General features: G+C 36.5%; 14 protein-coding genes, 1 pseudogene and 1 riboswitch. Of the genes and pseudogenes, 12 read left to right on the top strand and 3 right to left on the bottom strand.

Annotated elements, in window-relative coordinates:
* The first annotated feature begins 115 nt into the window (after positions 1–115).
* From IAI10_RS06080 to IAI10_RS06070, 3 genes are read left to right on the top strand one after another with little or no spacing between them, the layout of a single operon-like run.
* Positions 116–2,962 carry a glycosyl hydrolase 115 family protein gene (locus IAI10_RS06080; RefSeq protein WP_315672396.1) on the top strand — a complete coding sequence of 949 codons (2,847 nt, stop codon included), beginning with the start codon at positions 116–118 and terminating at the stop codon, positions 2,960–2,962.
* Positions 2,963–4,363 (top strand): glucuronate isomerase, encoded by a 1,401-nt coding sequence (gene uxaC / locus IAI10_RS06075; RefSeq protein WP_315672395.1) that lies wholly within the window; start codon positions 2,963–2,965, stop codon positions 4,361–4,363. It abuts the gene before it with no gap.
* Between the two features lie 39 nt (positions 4,364–4,402).
* The gene (locus IAI10_RS06070) at positions 4,403–7,813 is read left to right on the top strand and encodes a glycoside hydrolase family 2 TIM barrel-domain containing protein (protein WP_315672394.1); all 3,411 of its coding nucleotides are present in this window, start codon (positions 4,403–4,405) and stop codon (positions 7,811–7,813) included.
* Positions 7,814–7,831: 18 nt separating this feature from the next.
* On the opposite strand, the gene IAI10_RS06065 is transcribed toward IAI10_RS06070, so the two are convergent.
* Complete coding sequence (locus IAI10_RS06065) at positions 7,832–8,668, bottom strand: AraC family transcriptional regulator (protein WP_315672393.1); 837 nt, start codon at positions 8,666–8,668, stop codon at positions 7,832–7,834.
* A 178-nt stretch (positions 8,669–8,846) separates the two neighbouring features.
* Here IAI10_RS06065 and IAI10_RS06060 point away from each other — a divergent pair, with 178 nt between their 5' ends.
* Together IAI10_RS06060 and IAI10_RS06055 are read left to right on the top strand one after the other, a co-directional pair.
* Positions 8,847–10,874, top strand: coding sequence for an alpha-glucuronidase family glycosyl hydrolase (locus IAI10_RS06060; protein WP_315672392.1), 2,028 nt, complete (start codon positions 8,847–8,849; stop codon positions 10,872–10,874).
* A gap of 24 nt (positions 10,875–10,898) precedes the next feature.
* Positions 10,899–11,885 carry an endo-1,4-beta-xylanase gene (locus IAI10_RS06055; protein ID WP_315672391.1) on the top strand — a complete coding sequence of 329 codons (987 nt, stop codon included), beginning with the start codon at positions 10,899–10,901 and terminating at the stop codon, positions 11,883–11,885.
* Positions 11,886–11,924: 39 nt separating this feature from the next.
* Here the strand turns inward: IAI10_RS06055 and IAI10_RS06050 are convergent, their stop codons facing one another.
* Positions 11,925–13,547: a mannitol dehydrogenase family protein gene (locus tag IAI10_RS06050; RefSeq protein ID WP_315672390.1), complete on the bottom strand. Its 1,623-nt coding sequence runs from the start codon at positions 13,545–13,547 to the stop codon at positions 11,925–11,927.
* Positions 13,548–14,618, bottom strand: a complete 1,071-nt coding sequence (gene uxuA / locus IAI10_RS06045; protein ID WP_315672389.1) for a mannonate dehydratase — start codon at positions 14,616–14,618, stop codon at positions 13,548–13,550. It abuts the gene before it with no gap.
* Between the two features lie 254 nt (positions 14,619–14,872).
* Between uxuA and IAI10_RS06040 the strand changes: the two genes are divergently transcribed.
* From IAI10_RS06040 to IAI10_RS06010, 7 genes and pseudogenes are all read left to right on the top strand, one after another.
* Positions 14,873–15,031 (top strand): hypothetical protein, encoded by a 159-nt coding sequence (locus IAI10_RS06040; protein ID WP_315672388.1) that lies wholly within the window; start codon positions 14,873–14,875, stop codon positions 15,029–15,031.
* Positions 15,012–16,583, top strand: a complete 1,572-nt coding sequence (locus IAI10_RS06035) for a recombinase family protein (protein ID WP_315672387.1) — start codon at positions 15,012–15,014, stop codon at positions 16,581–16,583. Before IAI10_RS06040 ends, IAI10_RS06035 begins: the two co-directional genes overlap by 20 nt.
* Before the next feature lie 28 nt (positions 16,584–16,611).
* Positions 16,612–17,430, top strand: a pseudogene (locus tag IAI10_RS06030) (mannose-1-phosphate guanylyltransferase); the annotation flags it as partial.
* A 51-nt stretch (positions 17,431–17,481) separates the two neighbouring features.
* A riboswitch (Fluoride riboswitch) is annotated at positions 17,482–17,542 on the top strand.
* Positions 17,543–17,618: 76 nt separating this feature from the next.
* Positions 17,619–18,035, top strand: coding sequence for a fluoride efflux transporter CrcB (gene crcB, locus IAI10_RS06025; RefSeq protein WP_315672386.1), 417 nt, complete (start codon positions 17,619–17,621; stop codon positions 18,033–18,035).
* 24 nt (positions 18,036–18,059) lie between these two features.
* Positions 18,060–18,398: a fluoride efflux transporter CrcB gene (gene crcB, locus IAI10_RS06020; protein WP_315672385.1), complete on the top strand. Its 339-nt coding sequence runs from the start codon at positions 18,060–18,062 to the stop codon at positions 18,396–18,398.
* Positions 18,399–18,738: 340 nt separating this feature from the next.
* Positions 18,739–20,793, top strand: coding sequence for an SPFH domain-containing protein (locus IAI10_RS06015; protein ID WP_315672384.1), 2,055 nt, complete (start codon positions 18,739–18,741; stop codon positions 20,791–20,793).
* A 215-nt stretch (positions 20,794–21,008) separates the two neighbouring features.
* Positions 21,009–22,211 (top strand): glycosyltransferase, encoded by a 1,203-nt coding sequence (locus IAI10_RS06010; protein WP_315672383.1) that lies wholly within the window; start codon positions 21,009–21,011, stop codon positions 22,209–22,211.
* Positions 22,212–22,221: the final 10 nt, after the last annotated feature.

The raw sequence follows: 22,221 nt of genomic DNA, 5'->3' as shown, positions 1-22,221 counted from the left end.
GCATCAAAAAATATAGAGATATATTACAAATACAATAACATATTTCATGTCCTTATTTTCTCCTTAGTAGTATAAATAAAACATGCTTATTAAGGAGAAGGGAGAGTGAATTTAAATGTTTGGTGAAAACTATATAGAAAATACCTATAATGATAAAAGCTTCAAATTAGTATATGCTTCAAAGGCGGCAGATATATATGTGAGCGCTGAAGAGTATAAGGGAGTTATAAGAGCGGTGAAAACCTTTGCGGAAGATATAAATAGAGTAACTGGCATAATGCCTAAAATCCAATATGCTTCTAAAGGTCTTTCAGAAAATGCTTTTATCCTGGGAACTATTGGTAAAAGTTCTATAATTGATAAGCTTGTTGAAGAAGGGAAAATAGATGCTAATGAAATTCAGGGAAAGTGGGAAGCCTTCATAATCCAGGTGGTGCCAAATCCAATAGAAGGTGTTGAGAAAGCCTTAGTAATAGCAGGAAGTGATAAGAGAGGTACCATCTTTGGAATATATGATGTATCAGAGAAGATAGGGGTATCACCTTGGTATTGGTGGGCAGATGTTCCTACTGTCCACCAGGATATGTTAATGGTTAAGAATGGAAGGTACAAGCAAGGAGAGCCTTCTGTAAAATATAGAGGAATATTTTTTAATGATGAGGGTCCCTCTCTCATGGCTTGGGTTAGAGCTAATTATAAGGATTTTACTCATGAATTCTATGAAAAGGTTTTTGAGCTTATATTGAGGCTTAAGGGAAATTATCTTTGGCCTGCTATGTGGGATAGTGCCTTTAATGAAGACGATGAACTAAATCCTTTTCTGGCAGATGAATATGGAATTGTTATGGGTACTTCCCATCACGAACCTATGATAAGGTCTCATGGAGAATGGAAAAAACACAGAAAAGGTGCCTGGGATTATTCAGTAAATGAAGCTTACTTATATAATTTTTGGGAGTATGGAATAGAGAGAAATAAGGAGTATGAAAGCATAGTAACCTTAGGCATGCGAGGAGACGGAGATGAGGAGCTTGTAGGTAAGCTTACCGTGCAGCAGAAGATTCAGCTTTTAGAAAAAATAGTGAGAGATCAGCGTAAAATCATAAGTGAAAAAATGAATAAGGATGTAACAAAGGTTCCTCAGCTTTGGGCCTTATACAAGGAAGTGCAGGATTATTATGAAGCTGGCATGAGGGTTCCTGAAGATATAACCCTTTTATGGTCCGATGATAATCATGGAAATTTAAGAAGAGTTCCAACAGAAGAGGAAAGAAAGAGAAGCGGTGGAGCAGGAATATATTATCATCTTGATTATGTGGGGGGACCAAGATCTTACAAGTGGATTAACACAGTGCCAATACAAAAGATTTGGGAACAGCTGTATAAAGCTTATGAATACGGGGCAGATAGGATATGGATATTAAATGTAGGAGATTTAAAGCCTATGGAATTCCCCACAGAATATTTTATGCGTCTTGCTTGGAACATTGAGGAATTTACTAGGGACAATATGTGGGAATTTACAGTTAAATGGGCTGAAGCACAATTTGGACAAAAATATGCTGAGGAAGCAGCCTACATAATAAATCAATATACTAAGTTTAATGGAAGGCTTAAACCAGAGCTTTTAAATAATGTGGAGCTGTACAGCCTTATAAATTACAGAGAAGCAGACAAGGTTATCGAGGATTTTTATGAAATAGTAGCTAAAGCAGAAAAAATATATGAGGAGATTAGTGAAGAGCTAAAGGATGCCTTCTTTCAGCTTGTACTATATCCCTCAAAGGCTTCACTGCAGGTTACTGAACTTTATTTAACTGCAGAAAAAAACAAATTATATGCTCTTCAGGGCAGAGCATTAACCAATTCGCTGGCGGATAGAGCGGAAGCTATTTTTAAGAGGGATAGTGAGTTAACCTTTTATTATAATAAGAAACTGGCCTCTGGAAAATGGGATCATATGATGGATCAGACTCATATTGGTTATACTTATTGGAATCAGCCGCCTGAAAATATAATGCCGGAAGTGAAAAGAATAGTATTAGAAAAAGGTTCAGAGATGGGGGTAGCTGTGGAAGGGTCTGAGAAAAGCTGGAGCTTTTCAGATAAAGACTGTGAGCTGCCCCAATTTGACAGCTTCAATAGAGAAAGCAGATACCTTGAAATATTTAATAAAAAATCAGAGCCCTTCAGCTTTAATATAGAAAAAAGTGACAGCTGGATAAAGCTAAATGTAACAGAAGGAACTGTTAAAAATCAACAGAGAATATGGGTGGATATTGACTGGGAAAAGGCACCTAAAGGGAATATAGTACAGGGGAATATCACAATAGTAAGCTCCTGTAAAAATGAAGTGAAAGTAGCTTTATCAGTGTTTAATCCAGAAAATTTAGATAGAGAATCTCTAAAGGGCTTCATAGAAACACAGGGATATATCGCAATAGAAGCAGAGCATTATTCAAAGAGGATTAATGTAAATGGAATAGGCTGGAGAAAGATAGCAGGCTACGGAAGAACCTTGTCTTCCATGGGAATTTTTCCTGTTACGGCCGCCGCCATAAATCCTTCAGAAAAGGCACCTTGCTTGGAGTATAAAATATATGTGGTTAATCCTGGAGAGATTAAGCTTACAGCTCTTTTAGCTCCTTCTTTGGATTTTGCAGAGGGAAAGGGCTTAAAGCTTGGAGTATCTATTGATGATGGACCTATAAAAGTCATTGATGGTATAAAGAAAAAAGAAGAGGGCAGCTTTTTTGAAAGAGACTGGGAGCAGAGCGTTATCTATAATATAAGAAAAGCCGAGACTACTTATGAGCTTAAGAGTCCAGGGTATCATACCTTAAAAATATGGATGGCAGATCCTATTGTAATTTTGCAGAAGCTTCTATTGGATATGGGAGGTCTAAGACCAAGCTATCTTGGAGCCCCCGAAAGCTATTATAAGGGGAGGCAAGGAAATTAAATGAAAAAGTTTATGGATGAAAATTTTATGCTTACTAATGATGTAGCAGTTAAGTTATATCATGATTTTGCAAAGGATATGCCTATTATAGATTACCACTGTCATTTGAACCCAAAGGAAATTTATGAGGACAAAGCTATGAAAAACCTGACGGAAATATGGCTTTACGGAGATCACTATAAATGGAGAGCCATGAGAGCCTATGGCATAGAGGAAAGATGCATTACCGGAGATGCCAGCGATTATGAGAAGTTTATGGCTTGGGCGAAAGTTGTACCTAGAACCATAGGAAATCCTTTGTATCATTGGACACATTTAGAGCTGCAAAGATATTTTGGAATCTATGAACCCTTAAATGAAAAAACTGCGGATGATATATGGAAAAAAGTCAATGAGCTGCTTCATGAAAAAGCCTATACTGTAAGAGGGCTTATTGAAAAATCCAATGTGGAGGTTATCTGTACTACTGATGATCCAGTGGATTCCCTGGAATATCATTTGAAGCTAAAGGAAGAGAAAGGCTTTAAGGTTAAGGTTCTTCCAACCTTCAGACCGGACAAAGCTTTAAATATAAATAACAGCAATTTTTATAGTTGGCTTAAGGCCCTTGAAAAAGCAGTAAAAAAGGACATAAATAATTATAAGGAGTTTTTAGCTGCATTGGAAGAAAGAGCATTGTTTTTCCACAGTGCAGGCTGCAGAATATCAGATCATGGATTGGAAAGCATTCCTTTTATGGCGGCTTCAGAAGGAGAAGTGAGCAGCATATTTACCAAGGCCTTAAATAGAGAAAATTTAACTCAGCAGGAAGAAGAGAAATACAAGACTTACACCTTAAAATTTTTAGGGAAGCTTTATGCTAAATTAGGCTGGGCAATGCAGCTTCATATGAATGTAACTAGGAATAACAACAGCAGGATGTATGAAAAGCTAGGCCCAGATACTGGATATGATGCTATAAATGATGCTGATACAGCTTTTAAGCTTACAATGCTGTTAGATGCTTTAGAACAGAAAAAGTCCCTGCCCAAAACTATATTATATACCTTGAATCCTAAGGATAGCTATGTTATGGCAACCTTAATGGGCTGTTTTCAAGAGGAAGGTATCAAAGGTAAAATGCAGCTGGGAGCAGCTTGGTGGTTTTTGGATAATAAAGAGGGTATGCAGGAGCAGATGAAAACCCTTGGGAATGTGGGCTTGCTAAGCTGCTTTGTAGGAATGCTTACGGATTCCAGAAGTTTTCTTTCCTATACTAGACATGAATATTTTAGGAGAATTCTTTGCAATCTTGTAGGAATCTGGGTAGAAGCTGGAGAATATCCAGAAGATATGGAAAACTTAGAAGAGCTTGTAAAAAATATAAGCTATTATAACTCTAAAAACTATTTTGGAATATAAAAATGCAGAATCTATGCTTGAGGAAAGTGAGGATATAGAATGAATAATAAAATTCTTTTTAATGAAGGCTGGGAATTTGCTAAAAGCGGCTTGGAAAAGGAAGACTGCAAAGGGCTTAAGTTTGAAGCCGTTGATTTGCCTCATGATTGGCTTATATATGATAGCTTAAAGCTTTATGGAGACAGCATTGGCTGGTATCGTAAGAAATTTATCTACAGTAAAAAAGAAAAGGAGCTTCTATTGTTCTTTGAGGGAGTATATATGGATTCCGCTCTATATGTGAATGGAAAGCCTATTGGACAGTGGAAATATGGGTACTCTTCCTTTGAACATGATATAACAGAGGCAGTGGCAGAGGGAGAAAATGAGATACTGCTGAAAGTGGTTCATCAAGGTCCAAACAGCAGATGGTATTCGGGAGCAGGTATATATAGAAATGTGTGGCTGAAGACAAGGGACAAAAATCATATAGTCACGGATGGAATATACGTATCCATAAAGCACCAAAAGGCCAACTGGAAGGTGGAGATTGATACGGAGGTTAAGCTTTATGAGGCAGCAGAAATTTCTCATAGCATAAGCTATAAGGGTGAAGTCATTGCTGCTTCAAGTGAGGCGGTAGAGGTTGGCGAAGGAAGTATCAACACTCAATGCCTTAGGGTTGAAAAGCCTTTATTATGGAGCACGGATGCTCCGAATCTCTATCAGCTTAAGACAGAATTATATCTAAAGGAAAGCAAAGAATTAATTGAGGTCATATATCAAAATATAGGCTTTAGAGAGATTGTTTTAGACTCTCAGGAAGGCTTTAAGCTAAACGGTACAAAAATGAAATTAAATGGAGTCTGCGAGCATCATGATTTAGGAGCCTTAGGAGCTGCCTTCAACAAAGCAGCCTTGAGAAGAAGATTTCTAATATTAAAGGACATGGGAGTTAATGCTGTAAGGACTTCTCATAATATGCCTGCTCCAGAGCTTATGGAATTGGCAGATGAGCTGGGAATGCTTATACTTTCTGAAGCCTTTGATATGTGGGAAAAGCCAAAGACTCCTTATGATTATGCAAGATTTTTTAAGGATTGGGCTCATAAGGACGTGAAAAGCTGGATAAGGAGGGACAGAAACCATCCTAGCCTTATTATGTGGAGCATTGGAAATGAGATATATGATACTCACGCAGGAGAGAGAGGGCAGGAAATCACAAAAATGCTTATGGATTATGTTAGAGAATATGATCCAAAAGAGAATGCTAAAATTACTATAGGTTCCAATTTTATGCCTTGGGAAAATGCTCAAAAATGCGCTGATATTGTTAAGGTAGCAGGCTACAATTATGCGGAAAGGTATTATGAAAAGCATCACCAAGCTCATGCTGATTGGGTTATTTACGGCAGTGAGACAGGCTCCGTGGTACAGAGCAGAGGAATATATCATTTTCCTTATGCAAAATCTGTTCTGGCAGATGATGACGAGCAGTGTTCTTCCCTTGGTAACAGCACCACCAGCTGGGGAGCCAAATCTCCAGAGGCTTGCATCTTAGCGGAGAGAGATACACCTTTTTCCTTAGGACAATTTATATGGACAGGTGTTGACTATATAGGTGAACCTACCCCCTATCACACTAAGAATTCCTATTTTGGACAAATAGATACAGCTACCTTTAAGAAGGATTCCTATTATATATATCAGGCAGAATGGACAGATTATAGGATTAAACCTATGGTGCACCTTTTTCCTTATTGGGATTTCAATGTAGGCCAGCTTATTGACGTGAGAATATGCTCTAATGCTCCTAAGGTTGAGCTTTTTATTAATGGAGCTTCCCTAGGCAGCTATAATATAAATCATGAGCAGGGAAGGCAGCTTCTAGCTTGGTACAAGGTGCCTTACGAACCTGGAGAAATAAAGGCCGTAGCTTACGACGAGAAGGGTAAAATTATTGCCACGGAGTTAAGAAGCTCCTTTGAAGATGCTGAGAAGGTTTGTCTAACTGCAGATAAGAAGCAGCTTACTGCAGATGGCAGAGATTTGATTTTTGTTGAAATAACCATGAAGGATAAGAAGGTAAATTTAGTTGAGAATGCTAATAACAGAGTTACAGTAAAGGTTACAGGAGCTGGACGCTTACTTGGACTTGATAATGGTGACAGCACAGATTATGACCAGTATAAGGGAACCAGCAGAAGACTCTTTAGCGGAAAGCTCATGGCCATAATTGGAGCTTCCTTAGAGGCGGGAGATATTCATGTGGAAGTAAGCTCTAAGGGAATGGAAAGTGAAAGCTTGGACTTTCAGGCTGTCCCTGCAGAAAAAGCTATAAATGGAATTTCTGCTATTATGAAAAACTCTGATTTACCTTGCGTTATGGGAAGCCTTGAAGAAATACCTCTTCGCAAGATAGAAATTATAAGTTCCTCAGGACAATTATTTAATGAGAATTTAAGAGAGCTTTATGTGGAGGCTAAATTATATCCTGAGAATACTTCCTATAAAGAAATAGAATGGAGTGCAGTAAATGCTTCAGGAATAGTCTCAAATATTGCTAAAGTGGAAGCACTTGGAGCTAAAGCAAAAATAACAGCTTTAGGTGATGGAGAGTTTAGAGTGCGCTGCACCAGCAAGAATGGCAGTGATAAAACAAAGCTTATATCTCAGCTGGAGTTCAAAGCAGAAGGACTTGGTACAGCCTTTAAAGATCCTTACACCTTCATATCTGCTGGCCTTTACGATTACAGCAATGGAGAAGTGGGAAATGGAAATGAAAGAGGAGTAGCCACCAGCAGAGAAGGAGAAACTCAGGTAGGCTTTCATGGAATAGACTTTGGAGCTTATGGTTCAGACACCATAACTCTTCCTATATTTGCATTATCTAATGCTAAATATTCTTTGCAGATTTGGGAAGGCATGCCTGGAGAAGAGAAAAGCAGCTTGCTGGCAGATGTGATTTATCAAAAAGAATCCATTTGGAATGTTTATCAGGAAGAAACCTATAAGCTTTCTAAAAAACTTAAAGGCATAACCTCTATTTGCTTTGTGCTTCACGATAAGGTTCATATTAAAGGCTTCTATTTTGAGAAAAAGAATAGAGCCTTTCAGCAGAATAGAGCGGTAGAATGTGATCATATTTATGGAGATACCTTCACTCTAAAAGAAGATATAGTTCAAGGAATAGGAAATAATGTTTCTCTGGAATTTGAAAGCTTGGATTTTACAGCCCAAGGGGCTTCTAAGCTTGTTATTTACGGAAATTCTCCTATTGATAAAAATACCATCCATATACAGCTTGACAGTGCTGAAGGCAGCATCAGGCAGATAGTTGAATTCACTCATTCCAATGGATATGAGGAAAGAATATTTGAATTAGAAAAAATAGAAGGAGCGCAAAAGGTTACCTTTGTGTTTCTTCCAGGAAGCAATTTTGATTTTGGCTGGTTCCGCTTTGAAAATTAAAACAGAAAATCCAACGGTTTAATAAGCTGTTGGATTTTCTGCGAATTGGGAGGGAGTTAAGCCCTCATATTTTTTAAAGGCTCTGCTGAAATAAAATATATCATTAAAGCCAACTTTTTTTGCAGTTTCAGAAACTGTGAGGCCATCAATTAAAAAATGCTTGGCTTTATTAATTCTTATATGAATCAAATAATCTATGACGGATTGGCCTGTAACTTCCTTAAATATATTACCCAAATAAGAAGGGCTGATATTAAGATAATCCCCTAGCTTTTTTAAGGTTATGTTTTCGGTGTAATTCTGAACCATGTAGTTAACAACCTTTTCCACCTTTTTTAGATTGGAATAGCTGTAATGGGTTCCGTTTTTGTATTTAATTAAAAGGGATAGTATTTCTGTAAATAGTGCCCTCTCCTTAACTGCAGCAGTACCCTTCATGGAAAGCTTCAAATCCGTAAACTCAGTAAACAAATCCATAAGTCTTCTGAATAAATATTCATCCTCAATCCTCTGACAGGTGCTAAAGGGCAAATCACAGTCCTGAAGCTGCCAATGGGAATCCTTTAGAATTGGGCAGGTATATAAAAATTCAACGGCAAAGCATTTCATAAGCTTTGAAGAAGAGGTATAAGCTTCCCGGATATCTCCAGGCTTAAAATATATTAGCTCTCCCTTGCTTACCGTAAACCTGTCTCCATCCTTATAAAAGGTACCTTCTCCATCATATATAAGCATCAGATTGTGAAAATTAAGAGTAGTCCTGTTTAGCTTCCAGGAAGGCTGGCAGTTTCTATGAACAGCGTAATAAGCATCCGGGAATATATTGCTTAATAAGTCTTTTGAGGATATATCCATAGTCCATTCATTCCCCCATGATTTATTCATTAGCTTAAAGCTTTAATAGGCTTTTTATAAAATTATATAGTTAAATAGTACAAATACAATTATATATTATATGGTTTAAAAGATAAATAAAATTTATAATTCAGACATAATTTAAGTGCATATTTTTGTAGCTAAGGGAGAGTGTTTTATGGATAATAGAGGCGGCGTTTATGAATGTTGGTTAAATTATAGCAATGGTGAAGCCTTAAGCTCAAAGGAAGAATACAGAAGGTTTTGCAGTACAATCTATATTGAAGAAACTAGTCCTATAATAGCTTCAGCAATAAAAGAGTTGAGCTTTGCTATCAATAGGATATTCGGTACAACTCCAAAGGTTGTATGTGAAATATCAGGGTCAGAGCAGTATTTATTTTTGAAGGCAGCAAAAGAAGAAAATTTGGCTAAGGAAGGCTTCAAAATACAGAGCTTTGATGAAGATAAAGCTATCAAAATCCTTGGGAAAGACGATAATGGTGTGCTTTATGGAGTTTTTAGCTTTATAAGAGCAATGGTCACAGGAAAAAGCTTAGAGGAAGCTTTGCTTGAGGATGCTCCTGCAAACGAATTAAGAATTATAGACCATTGGGATAACATAAGCGGTGATATAGAAAGAGGCTATGCAGGTAAATCTTTTTTCTATAAGGATAATGAAATAATTAAGGATTCTGCTAGAATCAAGGATTATGCAAGAATTTTAGCTTCCGTAGGCATAAATGGAGTAGTTATAAATAATGTTAATGTACATCAATATGAGACAAAATTTATAACAGAAGAATATCTTCCTTACATAGCTGCATTTTCAAAGGAGTTTAGAACTTATGGAATTAAAACTTATTTGAGCGTTAATTTTGCAGCTCCTATAGAAATTGGAGGGCTTGCCACCGCAGATCCGCTTGCTGAAGAAGTAAAAGCCTGGTGGAGAGAAACAGCAGATTTGATTTATGAATACATTCCTGATTTTGGAGGCTTTCTGGTAAAAGCAGATTCAGAATACAGACCAGGACCTTTTACCTATGGAAGGGATCATGCGGATGGGGCTAATATGCTGGCAGAAGCTTTGGAACCTTTTGGAGGCTTAGTGATTTGGAGATGCTTTGTATATAACTGTCAGCTCGACTGGAGAGATAGATCCAAGGATAGAGCTAAAGCAGCTTATGATAATTTTAAGCCTTTAGATGGCAAGTTTAAGGATAATGTGATATTACAGGTAAAGAATGGTCCTATGGACTTTCAAATAAGGGAGGCAGTTTCACCTTTATTTGGAGCTATGAAAGATACAAATATAATGCTGGAATTTCAGGCAGCTCAGGAATATACGGGCCAGCAAAAGCATTTGTGCTATCTTCTGCCTATGTGGAAGGAAGTTGTTAATTTTGATACTTATGCAAAAGGTGAAGGTTCCTATGTGAGAAAGGTGGCAGCTGGAAGTATTTTTCATAGAAAACATGGTGGCATAGCCGCTGTTTCAAATCTTGGGGACAGCCAGTGCTGGACAGGGCATCCGCTGGCACAGGCTAATTTATATGGCTTTGGAAGACTTGCCTGGAATCCAGAGCTTACTTCAGAGGCTATAGCAGAGGAATGGAGCAAGATTACTTTTGGCTGCGAGGAAGAAGTGGTAAAAAAAATAGTTTCTATGCTGCTAGAATCAAGGGAAGTCTATGAAAAATACACCAGCCCTTTAGGGATAGGCTGGATGGTCAATCCAAACCATCACTATGGGCCAAGCGTAGATGGATATGAGTATTCACTCTGGGGAACTTATCATTATGCGGATTTCAGAGGTATTGGAGTGGACAGAACTGCTGCAACTGGAACAGGGTATACTTGTCAGTATAATGAACCCATAGCTTCAAGGTATGAAAAAATAGATACTTGTCCTGAAGAACTTTTGTTATTCTTTCATCATGTCCCCTACAGCTATAAATTAAATAGCGGTAAAACTTTATTGCAGCATATATATGATACCCATTTTGAAGGAGTAGAAAAGGTAGAAGAGTTCATAGAAAAATGGACATCTTTAGAAGGAAAGATAAATGAAGAATTCTTTAAGCTTGTTATGGATAAATTCTCTGTGCAGCTTAAGGATTCTAAAGAGTGGAGAGATGTAGTTAATACTTATTTTTATAGGAGAACAGGCATTGGAGATGTAAAGGGAAGAAAGATATACGAATAAAGTAGTGATAAGGAGAGTGTATTTATGAGTAATAATTCCATTTTATCGTTATGTGAAGCTTACAGGGATTACTTTAAAATTGGAGCCGCTGTAAGAGTTGAGGATTTTCAGGGAATTCAGGGAGAGCTCCTTAAAAAGCATTTTAATAGCTTAACTGCTGAAAACGCAATGAAATTTGGGGAAATTCATCCTTATGAAGGAAGCTATGACTTTGAAAAAACAGACAGGATGAAGGAATTTGCAGTGAGTAATAACATGAAGATGAGAGGACATACTTTTGTATGGCACAATCAAAATCCTCATTGGCTTTTTGAAAAGAATAAGGAAGAACTGCTTGAAATATTGAAAGAGCATATAAAAACTCTTTGCAGCAGATATGGTGATGTTATATATGCTTGGGATGTTGTAAATGAAGCTATAGAAGATAAAACTGATCAGCAGTACAGAGATACTGGCTGGAGAAAAATTTTAGGGGAAGACTATATTAAAACTGTTTTTCAGCTTGCAAAAGAGTTTACTGGAGCTGCAAAGCTTATTTATAATGATTATAATAACGAATTTCCAGACAAATTTAAAAAATCCTATGATATGCTGAAAAAACTGAAGGCTCAGGGCACTCCCATAGATGGAGTAGGACTTCAGGGACATTGGAACATAATGGACAAACAGCTTATAGAAAATTTAAAAAGAGCTATAGAAGGCTATGCATCACTAGGTCTTCAGCTTCAAGTAACAGAATTAGATGTTTCCATGTTCAGCTTTGAAGACAAAAGAAAGAATGTGTTAGTGCCTACGGAGGAGATGCTTTATCTTCAGGAAGAGATGTATAATAATATTTTTGAAACCTTTAGAAGCTACAAGGAGGTAGTAGCTTCAGTAACCTTTTGGGGAATAAGTGACAGGTACACCTGGAAGGATAATTTTCCAGTGCCAGGAAGAAAAGACTGGCCAATGCTATTTGATATAAATGGAGAACCTAAGAACTCTCTTGCAAGAGTACTTAACTTCTAAAAAATAAAGCTGCCAGCTTATGTGGCAGCTTTATTTGCATTATTTTAAGTATTTTTCAAGAGTAGCTCTTACAGCACCATTTCCAGCAATCATCTCTGAAAAATAGCCTTCTATTTTTTCTCCTAAACCTAGGTCGTAAAGATTTACTCCAAATATTTCTTCCTTGGAAAGAATAGGCTTTAAATTATCCTTAAAGGAGGTTTTTTCACCAAGTTTTATGTGAGAAACATAAGCTGTGAGAAACTTAAGCAAAGGATCAGGACTCAACTCCATAGGTTCTCCTGAATCAGCTAGGCCCATAAGATATCTGCACCAGCCAGCTATAGCTAAGGGAATATATTTAAGCTTCCTAGCATCTAAGCTTTGGCTCTTTGCATATGCTTTTATGGTTTCACCGAATCTTATACCTACCTTTTGAGAAGTATCAGAGGCTATTCTCTGAGGAGTGTCCGGAATATAAGGATTAGGAAGTCTAACTTCTATCACTTCTCTAATGAACTCTTCTGGCTTTAGTATTTCGGGATTCACCACCACAGGCATTCCTTCAGTATAACCTATCTCCTCCACAAGCTTTTTAAGCATAGGATCTTTCATTTCCTCTGCAATGGACTTATAACCAAGCAGACATCCAAAAACTGCAAGAGCAGTATGAAGAGGATTAAGGCAGGTTGTAACCTTCATGGTTTCTACCTTTTGCACTGTAGCCCTATCAGTTAAAAATACTCCTGCTTCCTCTAAAGGCATTCGTCCGTTTGGAAAGCTGTCTTCTATTACAAGATACTGAGGACCTTCTGCATTTACAAAAGGTGCTATATAAGTATGTGCTTTGGTACAAACTATTTCAGTGCTTTCAAAACCAAGCTTCTCTATAGTTTCCTTTACGCTGTCTGATGGACGAGGAGTAATCTTATCTATCATGCTCCAAGGAAAAGATACTTTTTCTGGATTTTTTAGATAGGCTATAAATTCATTTTCCACAAAACTGGAAGCTGCCCAGCTTTCAGCTATGGAAAGCACTGAGTTCTGAAGCTTTTCTCCATTCTTAGAGCAGTTATCCATACTTACAAAAGCTATAGGAAGTTCTCCATTTTTATATCTTATGTAAGCAAGCGCTGCCACTTTAGCCATGATACCTTTAGGTTTATCAGGGCCTGCAGCCATATCTTCCTTCACGAAAGGAAAATATTCATCAGAAATATTTTTTAATGCATAGCCTTTTTCAGTTATGGTGAAGCTGGCTATTTGCAGGGAAGGCTTTTTGAAGATTTCTTTTAGTCTTTCCCATTCCCTTTCTCTTTGAAAATCTGCAGCCAGACTTTCTGCTATGCTGCCTACCACTGTTTTTTCTAGGCTTCCATCAGGCTTCATGATCACTAGTAAGCTTAGATTATCATATCGGGTATAAATTCTATCTATAATTTCATAATCATAGCCCTCTGCTGCGATGATGCCTGTAGCTGCCTTGCCATCATTTAAAAGTTTTTGCTGAAGCATAGCTATAAAACCTCTGAAGATGTTGCCAGAGCCAAAGTGTATCCAGGTTGGATTACTTGAAGTTTTCTCTGACATTTCTTCATAATCAAATTTTGGAAGCTCAATTCCGACTTCTTTCCATCCATAAGCTTCTTTTATACTTTCCTTGCTTAATTTTAAAGCTGACATTTATTTTTCACTTCCTTTTTCGAGAGAATCCCATATTCCCCAAAGGTACATAATTCCGAGGGCTCTATCATAAAGTCCATAGCCAGGTCTGCACTTTTCTCCCCAAAGATGTCTGCCGTGATCAGGTCTAACATAGCCTGCAAAGCCAGCACTGTGGAGAGCCTTAACCATTCCTACCACATCTAGAGAGCCTTCAGAGGCCTTATGAGCGGTTTCTATAAAATCTCCATTTTCGAAGTGCTTTATATTTCTTATGTGAGCAAAATGAATTCTTGGGGCAAATTCCTTAATCATTGCTACAAGATCGTTGTTAGGATTTGAACCTAAGGAACCGCTGCAGAAGGTTAAGCCATTATACGGGCTGTCCACTAACTTCAGAAATCTCCTTATATTTTCTTTATTTATTATAAGTCTTGGAAGTCCGAATATTGGCCATGCAGGATCATCAGGATGTATAGCCATCTTCACATTATTGGCTTCACACACAGGTATTATTGCTTCAAGAAAATATTTTAAATTATTCCACAAATCTTCTTCCGTCACATTTTCATAGGCTTTAAATAGTTCCTTTAGCTTGGATAATCTTTCAGGTTCCCAGCCAGGCATGGTATAATCCTTAACTCCTACTGCGATTTTTTCTACCAGCTCCATAGGATTTGCATTTTCAATTTTAGCCTTCTCATAAAAAAGAGCTGTTGAGCCATCTGGAAGCTTTTTATTCAAATCAGTTCTGGTCCAGTCAAATACGGGCATGAAGTTATAGCAGATTACTTTAACTCCAGCCTTTCCAAGCTTTTCTATAGTTCTTTTATAGTTTTCAATATATTTTTCTCTGCTAGGCAGTCCTAGTTTAATATCTTCGTGAACATTGACGCTTTCAACTACATCTATATTGAAGCCTTTTGCTTCTATAAGTTCTTTTTCCTTAAGAATTCTATCCATAGACCATTCTTCACCAGCTGCCACATCATGAAGAGACCATACAATCCCAGTAACACCTGGTATTTGCTTAATTTGCTCTAAAGTAACAGAATCATTACCTTCGCCGTACCATCTAAAGGTCATTTCCATATATTTCACTCCAATTCCTATTAATTTAGTTCTGTATTTATTATAAAACTATCATAGCATAGCAAAGCTTAATATTAACATGAAATATATAAGTGAATTTGTAATATTCCACTATGAAATTAAAAAAACTTTAAAATATGAGGAGGTAGCAGCAAATTAAATAGAAGCTTCTTAATAGACTATTGAATATCGAATTAACAATATCCTTCCATGCTGCATATACTAATATGAGTATCAATATTCTGGAGTTTTTTATGCAAAAAAAAGAACCATTAGTAATTTTTTATAATGGTGAAGATAGCTTTGAGAAGCTTATGGAGAAACTCATATATAGGAAACTGGATAAAAATAAAAGAGAAGCGTACAAAAGCAGCTGCAATGAGAATTTACCAGATGAAAGCTCAGGCGTATGACATGGAGAAGCTTTGGAAGGTAGCTATATATGCCAGGGTATCTACAGATAAGAAGGAGCAGCAGGAATCAATTCCAGCTCAGGTGCAAAGCCTGAAAAAATGGCTTCTTGACAAAAGCGAAGCCAAAGATAATCACAGCTATGAGCTGGTTGAAGTTTATGAGGACGCAGGCTTTTCAGGATCGAATTTTCAGAGAGACGGTTTTATAAGAATGAAAGAGGATATTGAAGCTGGAAAGATAAATATGGTCTTAACCAGAGATCTATCCAGGTTTTCAAGAAACTATATCACCGCAGGATATTATTTAGAGGATTATTTTAAAGTAAATGGAATAAGATTTGTTTCAGTTCTTGATAATGTGGATACTGAGCAGGAATTTAATGATATAATACCTTTTAAAAATATACTGAATGAAATGTATATAAAAGACTGCTCAAAAAAAGTGAGGGATGCTTTAAAGCAAAGAATGCTAAGAGGATCCTCCATAGCAAGTAAACCTCCTTATGGCTATAGGTTTGTAGAATATTACGAAGGCAATACCAAAACAATAAAGCTGATTGCAGCGGAGGATGAAACCACAGAGGTTGTGAAAGAAATATATTTTTTATACTTAAATGGCTGGGGAGTTGGTAAGATAGCTGGCTATTTAGATAAGAAAGGCATAGAGCCGCCTTCTTGCCATATTAATGGATTTTCTAAGTCTAAGCTTGGACTTTGGACAAGTAACTCTATACGCTATATATTAACCAATCCAAAATATGCAGGCAAAATGGTGCAGCAAAGATGGAGAAAAATAAGCTATAAAGTAAAAAAAGTGATTCCTACAAATGAAGAAGAATGGATTTATGGTGAGGATTTTCAAGGTATAATTTCCCAAGAAATATTTAATGAAGTTCAGCAGGCAATGAAAAATAGAAGAAAAAGCTATAGATATAAAGGAGAAAACATGCACCCCTTTACAACTGTGCTTAGATGTAATGAATGCGGTGGCTCCCTGTGCTATAGGGAAAAATATGAGGGATACAAATGCACTAACAGTCAAAGGGGCGGGGGAAGATGCAGCTCACATTCAGTGAAGGAAGAATTTCTAAAGAGAACTATCATTAAGGATCTTAAAAATTATGTATATAGATACGTGAGCAAGGAAACTTTGTATAATGCGGCCATTTCTATTCTAGATAGCGCAGATGATCATAAAAAGCAGCTGATTTCTATTGAAAAAGAATTAAATAAACTTGATGTTCAGTTTCAAAAGGTTTATCAAGACAAGTTGAATCATATCATAAATGAAAGAAATGCAGAAATGCTGATTGCAGGAATTGAAAAAAAGCAGCAGTTGTTACAGAAAAAATATGAAATTATAAATATAGCATCAAAAGAGAATAATAAAGCTGAGCTTCAGGACAAATACAGACTGACTGTAGACAAAATACTTGCTTTTGAAGAATTTGATAGGAGCACAGTAGAGCTTCTAATTGATAAAATAATTATTTCTGAGGATAAGGAGACTATGGAAAAAAAGGTGGAAATATTCTATAAGTTTAGGGCTTAACATATCTTAAAAGACCAATAGCCACTAGAAAGAGACTGCTACCTGCATAGGTCTTTCTGCAGTTAAGCTATTAAAGAAGGATAAGGATGCAGTAATAATGGTATTTCCATCGGATCATCATATTGATGATGAAAAAACCTTTTTAGATACCATAGATTCAGCGGTAGAGATTGCGGAGAGAAGAAGAGGCTTAGTCACCATAGGCATTGAGCCAACTAGGCCGGAAACTGGTTATGGATATATAGAAAAGGGCAATAGAGCCAATACTAATGTTTTGGCTTACAGAGTGGAAAGATTTACTGAAAAACCTAACCTAGAGGTGGCTAAGGACTTTTTGCTAAAAGGCACATATCTTTGGAATAGCGGTATATTTATTTGGAGAGCAGATGTGTTCCTTAGGGAAGTAGAGAAATATCTTCCCAAGCTTTACAAAAATCTTATGGAAATATATGCCCATGTAGGCATGGAAGATGAAGCTGAGGTAATCAAAGAGCAGTATGAAGTTATAGATGGTATATCTGTAGATTTTGGAGTGCTGCAGAAAACAAGAAAAGCATATGTGATAAAGAGCGAATTTCCTTGGGATGACATCGGAACCTTCCAAGCGCTAAGCAGATTCCTAAATACTTCTGAGGGGAACAATATAAAAGGTAATGTTAAGCTTGAGGACAGTGAAAACTGCATAGCTTTTTCCAAAGATAAGCTGCTAATAGGCTTTGGAGTAAAAGATCTTATAATTGTCGAAGCAGATAATGTAATTTTAGTAATGGACAGGAACAGGGATCAAGAAGTAAAGCATCTTGTGGAGAAATTAAAAGAGGATGTAGACATATCCAAGTTAATCTAAATTGGTATTGCATAAATTATAAATAATAGCTATAATCAAATTGAATTATTAATTTTGCAGGGTGATGGAGTTCACCTTAAATCGCGTTAGTGCTAATGACTCCTACAAGAGCTTTACGGCTTTTTGTAGGGGTCTTTTTGATTGGCTAAGTTTTAAAACACCTCACATCATTGAAAGGAGAAACTTTTATGAAAAAATATATTTATGTGGCCATTGGAGGAGCCTTAGGAGCCCTTTTACGGTATGCTATAAAAATTATAGACTTTTCTAATTTATTTTCAGCCTTTCCTATAAACACCTTTATTATTAATATAAGCGGAAGTTTTCTTATAGCATTAATACTCACCTTTGCCAGTAAAAAGCGATGTCTTAACGAAAATATAAAGGTTTTTTTAACTACAGGCTTTCTCGGTGCTTTTACCACTTTTTCAACTTTTTGTAGGGATACAGTAGGACTTATGGAAAAAGGAATATATATCACAGCCCTTGTTTATATAGCTTTTTCTATAGTATTAGGAATGCTGGCAGCATATCTTGGGTATAAATTATCCCTAAGTATAATGTCAAGAAGAGAAAAAGAAATAGAAGAAGAACAGGCAGGTTAGGAAAGGTTAAAGGAGGAATTTATAATGGGATACATAATGATAGCTTTTGGAGGAAGCTGCGGAAGTTTAACAAGATTTTGGCTTGGGAAACAGATAAAAAGTAAAACCTGGTTTCCTTTGGCTACTTTTATAATAAATATAACAGGAGCTTTTCTCTTAGGGATAGTCAGCTCTTCAAATATAAGCCATAATCTTATGCTGCTTTTGGCAGATGGTTTTTTAGGAGCCTACACCACCTTTTCCACATTCATGTTTGAAGGCTTCACATTATTTAAGGGAAGCAAGCTCAAAAATGCTTTAATATATATATTTTCCACAGTGATTATTGGAATAATTGGCTTTTATATGGGAAGCATTATATAGAAAAAGTTTATGCTAATAGAGTCTATATAGGCTCTATTTTTTCAAGTAAATAATATTTTTATATAAAAACGCAATAAACCTATAAAAGAATATTGCATAAAATATTAAAAGTTATAAAATAACGTATTAAGGAGAAAAATATATGATTTAATGTGATTGGAAGTTAAAATATCATAAAAAGAGAATGCCAAAGTCTAAAAGAACCTAAAACAGCCTTCAGTGACATTATTAAAATTAACAAACCTCTGATATAATTATTTCATAAATTCAATATATTGGTTATAGAGTATTATATTAATATTTACAATATATTGTTTTAATTAATTCAGGGGGTATTAAAATGGAGACATGGCAACTAATACTAATTTATGTGGTTGGGGGTATTGCTTTACTAGGCATAATCCTATGGTTAGCAGGATTAAAGATAATTCCCAATGACAAAGTAGCTATTCTAGAGAAATGGTGGTCAAACAAAGGATCACTAAAAGAACAAATCATAGCTTTAAATGGAGAGGCAGGTTATCAACCAGAGGTAGTAAGAGGAGGTATTCACTTTTTAACTCCACTTGTTTACAAGGTTCATACTGTACCCTTAGTTACAATTCCTCAAGGTAAAATAGCCTATGTATTTGCAAGGGATGGACATCCTTTGGATGCCACTCAGACCTTAGGTAAAATAATAGCTGAAAGTAACAATTTTCAAGATGTAACGGGCTTTATTAAAGGCGGTGGACAAAAGGGACCGCAGAGAGGAATAATCCGTGAAGGTACCTATGCGTTTAACCTTGCTCAATTTATAATAATCACGGAAAATAAAACCTATTATCTTCCTATGGGAGACAAGGGTGAGCAGCAAACTATAATGGATATGACTAGAAAAATTTCTGAAAGAAGAGGCTTTGAACCAGTAGTTATACAGGGTGAAAGCGATATGGTAGGTATAGTTACAGTGCATGACGGTCCATCTTTAGGAAGGGATACTATCATATGTCCAGCAGTGGGAGATGAAGCCGATTCAGAAAATTATCACAATAACTTCCAGGATCCTGAAAGATTTTTGAAGGCTGGCGGTTACAGAGGAAGACAATATCAAGTATTAGCTGACGGTACTTATTTCATAAATAGACTTTTTGCAACTGTAGAATACATCAAGAAAACAGTTATACCTGTTGGTTTTGTAGGAGTTGTTGTATCTTACACAGGAGCTAAAGGTAAAGATTTTTCAGGAGAAGATTACAGGCATGGTGAATTAGTAGAGCAAGGCTATAGAGGTGTGTGGAAGGAACCTTTGATGCCAGGAAAATATGCCTTTAATGTTTATGCAGGTAATATTCTTCAAGTGCCTACTACCAATGTAATATTAAAGTGGATAAGCAACCAGATAGGAGCTCATAAATATGATGAAAATCTTAAGGAGGTTAATCTTATCACCAAAGATGCTTTTGAACCTTCACTTCCTCTTTCAGTGGTTTTTCACATTGATTATAAAAAAGCTCCAATGGTAATACAGAGATTTGGTGATATAAAGATGCTGGTAGATCAAACTCTTGATCCTATGGTATCAGCTTACTTTAAAAATGTAGGCCAGACTAAGACCTTGATAGAACTTATTCAGCAGAGAAATGAAATTCAAAATCAAGCTTCAACTGAGATGAAAACTAAATTTGAGCACTATAGCTTGGAATTAGAGGAAGTTCTTATAGGAACTCCAACCAGCTCAAAGAACGATACTAATATAGAGCAGATATTGATGCAGCTTAGAAGCAGACAGCTGGCTAAAGAGCAGCTTGAGACCTATGCTACTCAGCAGACCGCCGCAGAGAAGGAAAAGGAGCTTAAGGAAGCAGAAGCTATAGCCAAGCAGCAGACTTCCCTTACTGAATCAGATATCAACATTAGAATTCAGGAAAACCAAGGTAAAGCTGATCTTATGAAATCTAGACAGGATGCAGAAAAAATCCAGAGACTTTCAGAAGCAGATGCCTATAAAATCAAGCAGCAGGCAGAGGCAGAAGCCTTCAGAATCAAGGCTCAGGCAGAAGCTGAAGCTTTGAAGGAAGCTAAAGTAGGTATTTCCAAGGCAATAGCTGCAAGGGAACAGGTAAATGCCTTCGGTGGACCTCAATTCAAAATACTTGAAGACGTCATGAAGAACTTTGCAGATGCTATCAGAGATGGAAAGATTGACATAGTTCCAAAAACTCTTATAAATGCAGGAAGCACAGAGGGAGAAGGAAACAAGCTGCCTAATATATTCGAGAGCATGGTTATGCTTATGATGAGCGAAAAGCTTACAGCAAGAACTCAAGAAGAGAAACCAATGGATTTGTTCTCAAAGGAAGCAGAAAAAATAAGAGAAGACATATTAAGAGACATAAGTAAAGAAGAGAAGTAGAAACAGGGGACGGTTCACAAAAATTCATAGCATGAAAGTGCTAATAATTGTGAACCGTCCCTTAGCTTTTTAATTTCCACAATTGATGAGAGTATTGTATAATATAGGTGATGACATGTTGTAAATTGTTATATAAAACTAAAAGGAGGAAAGGCTGTTTAAAATATATGGCTGGCTTAAGCGTCAATTATTTATTTTAGCAGCAATGACATATTATGAAGTTTACTGTAGGACAATTTAATGATTCTTATGAGCCTGTTATGGATGGAGTGGCTAATGTAACCAAGAATTATGCCTATTGGCTTAGCAGAAAGGGCTGTGATAGTTATGTAGTTACACCAAGCTGTCCTGGCTATGAAGATATTAATGATTTTAAGGTGTTAAGATATTTTTCTGTTCCGCTTCCCAAGAGAAGGCCCTATAGGTATGGAATACCTCAGTTAGATTATAATTTTAATAAGGATGTAAACACTATTCCTTTTGACTTAGTGCATTGTCATTGTCCATTTACCTCTGGTAAATTAGCTCTTAAAATAGCAAGAAAAAGAGGAATACCAGTGATAACAACTTTTCACTCTAAATACTACGACGATTTTAAGGAAGCTACAAAATCTGATAGTATCGCTAAGTTAATGACCCAAAGGATAATAAGCTTTTACAATGAAGTGGATGCTGTTTGGACAGTAAATGACTCTACTGCTGAAACCTTGAGAAGATATGGCTATAATGGAATTATAAATATAATGCATAATGGTGCGGATTTTGATACCATAGGAAACCTGAAGGAATACATAAGAAAAGGTGCAGACTACCTAAAAGTAGATGAAGAAGATAGGGTGCTGCTATTTGTAGGACAGCATATATGGCAGAAGAATACCAGGCTAATAATTGAAGCTCTTAGACTTTTAAGAGATAAGGGTGAAAATTTCAAAATGTTTTTTGTAGGTGAGGGAATTGTGAAAAAAGACATGGAGGAACTGGTGGAGAAATATAAGCTAGATGATCGTGTAAAGTTCCTTGGAGTCATTCACGATAGAGAGCTTTTGAAGACCATATTTGCAAGAGCTGATTTATTCTTATTTCCGTCAGTTTATGACACCTCTGGTATAGTAGTGAGGGAAGCTGCTGCAGTAAGAACTCCTTCCTTAGTAGTGAGAGATTCAAACGCTTCAGAAGGCATAGAAGATGGCTTCAATGGTTTTATTGCGGAGGAAGAAGAAAATTCTTATTGTAATAAAATAATTGATATCATTAACCAAAAAGAGCTCCGTTATAAGGTTGGAGAAAATGCTCAAAATACAGTGTTTGAAAGCTGGGAAACCATATCTTCCAGAGTGCTAAAAAAATACGAAGAAATCATAGAAAAGAATAACTGGAACAAGGAAAGAAGAATGAAAGTACCAACAATGAAAATATGACGGAGGAAAA

It is taken from the genome of Clostridium sp. 19966 (genome assembly GCF_032335695.1).
In the GTDB taxonomy this organism is placed as follows: Bacteria; Bacillota; Clostridia; order Clostridiales; family Clostridiaceae; genus JACTOJ01.
This window is presented reverse-complemented; position numbering and strand designations above follow the sequence as displayed.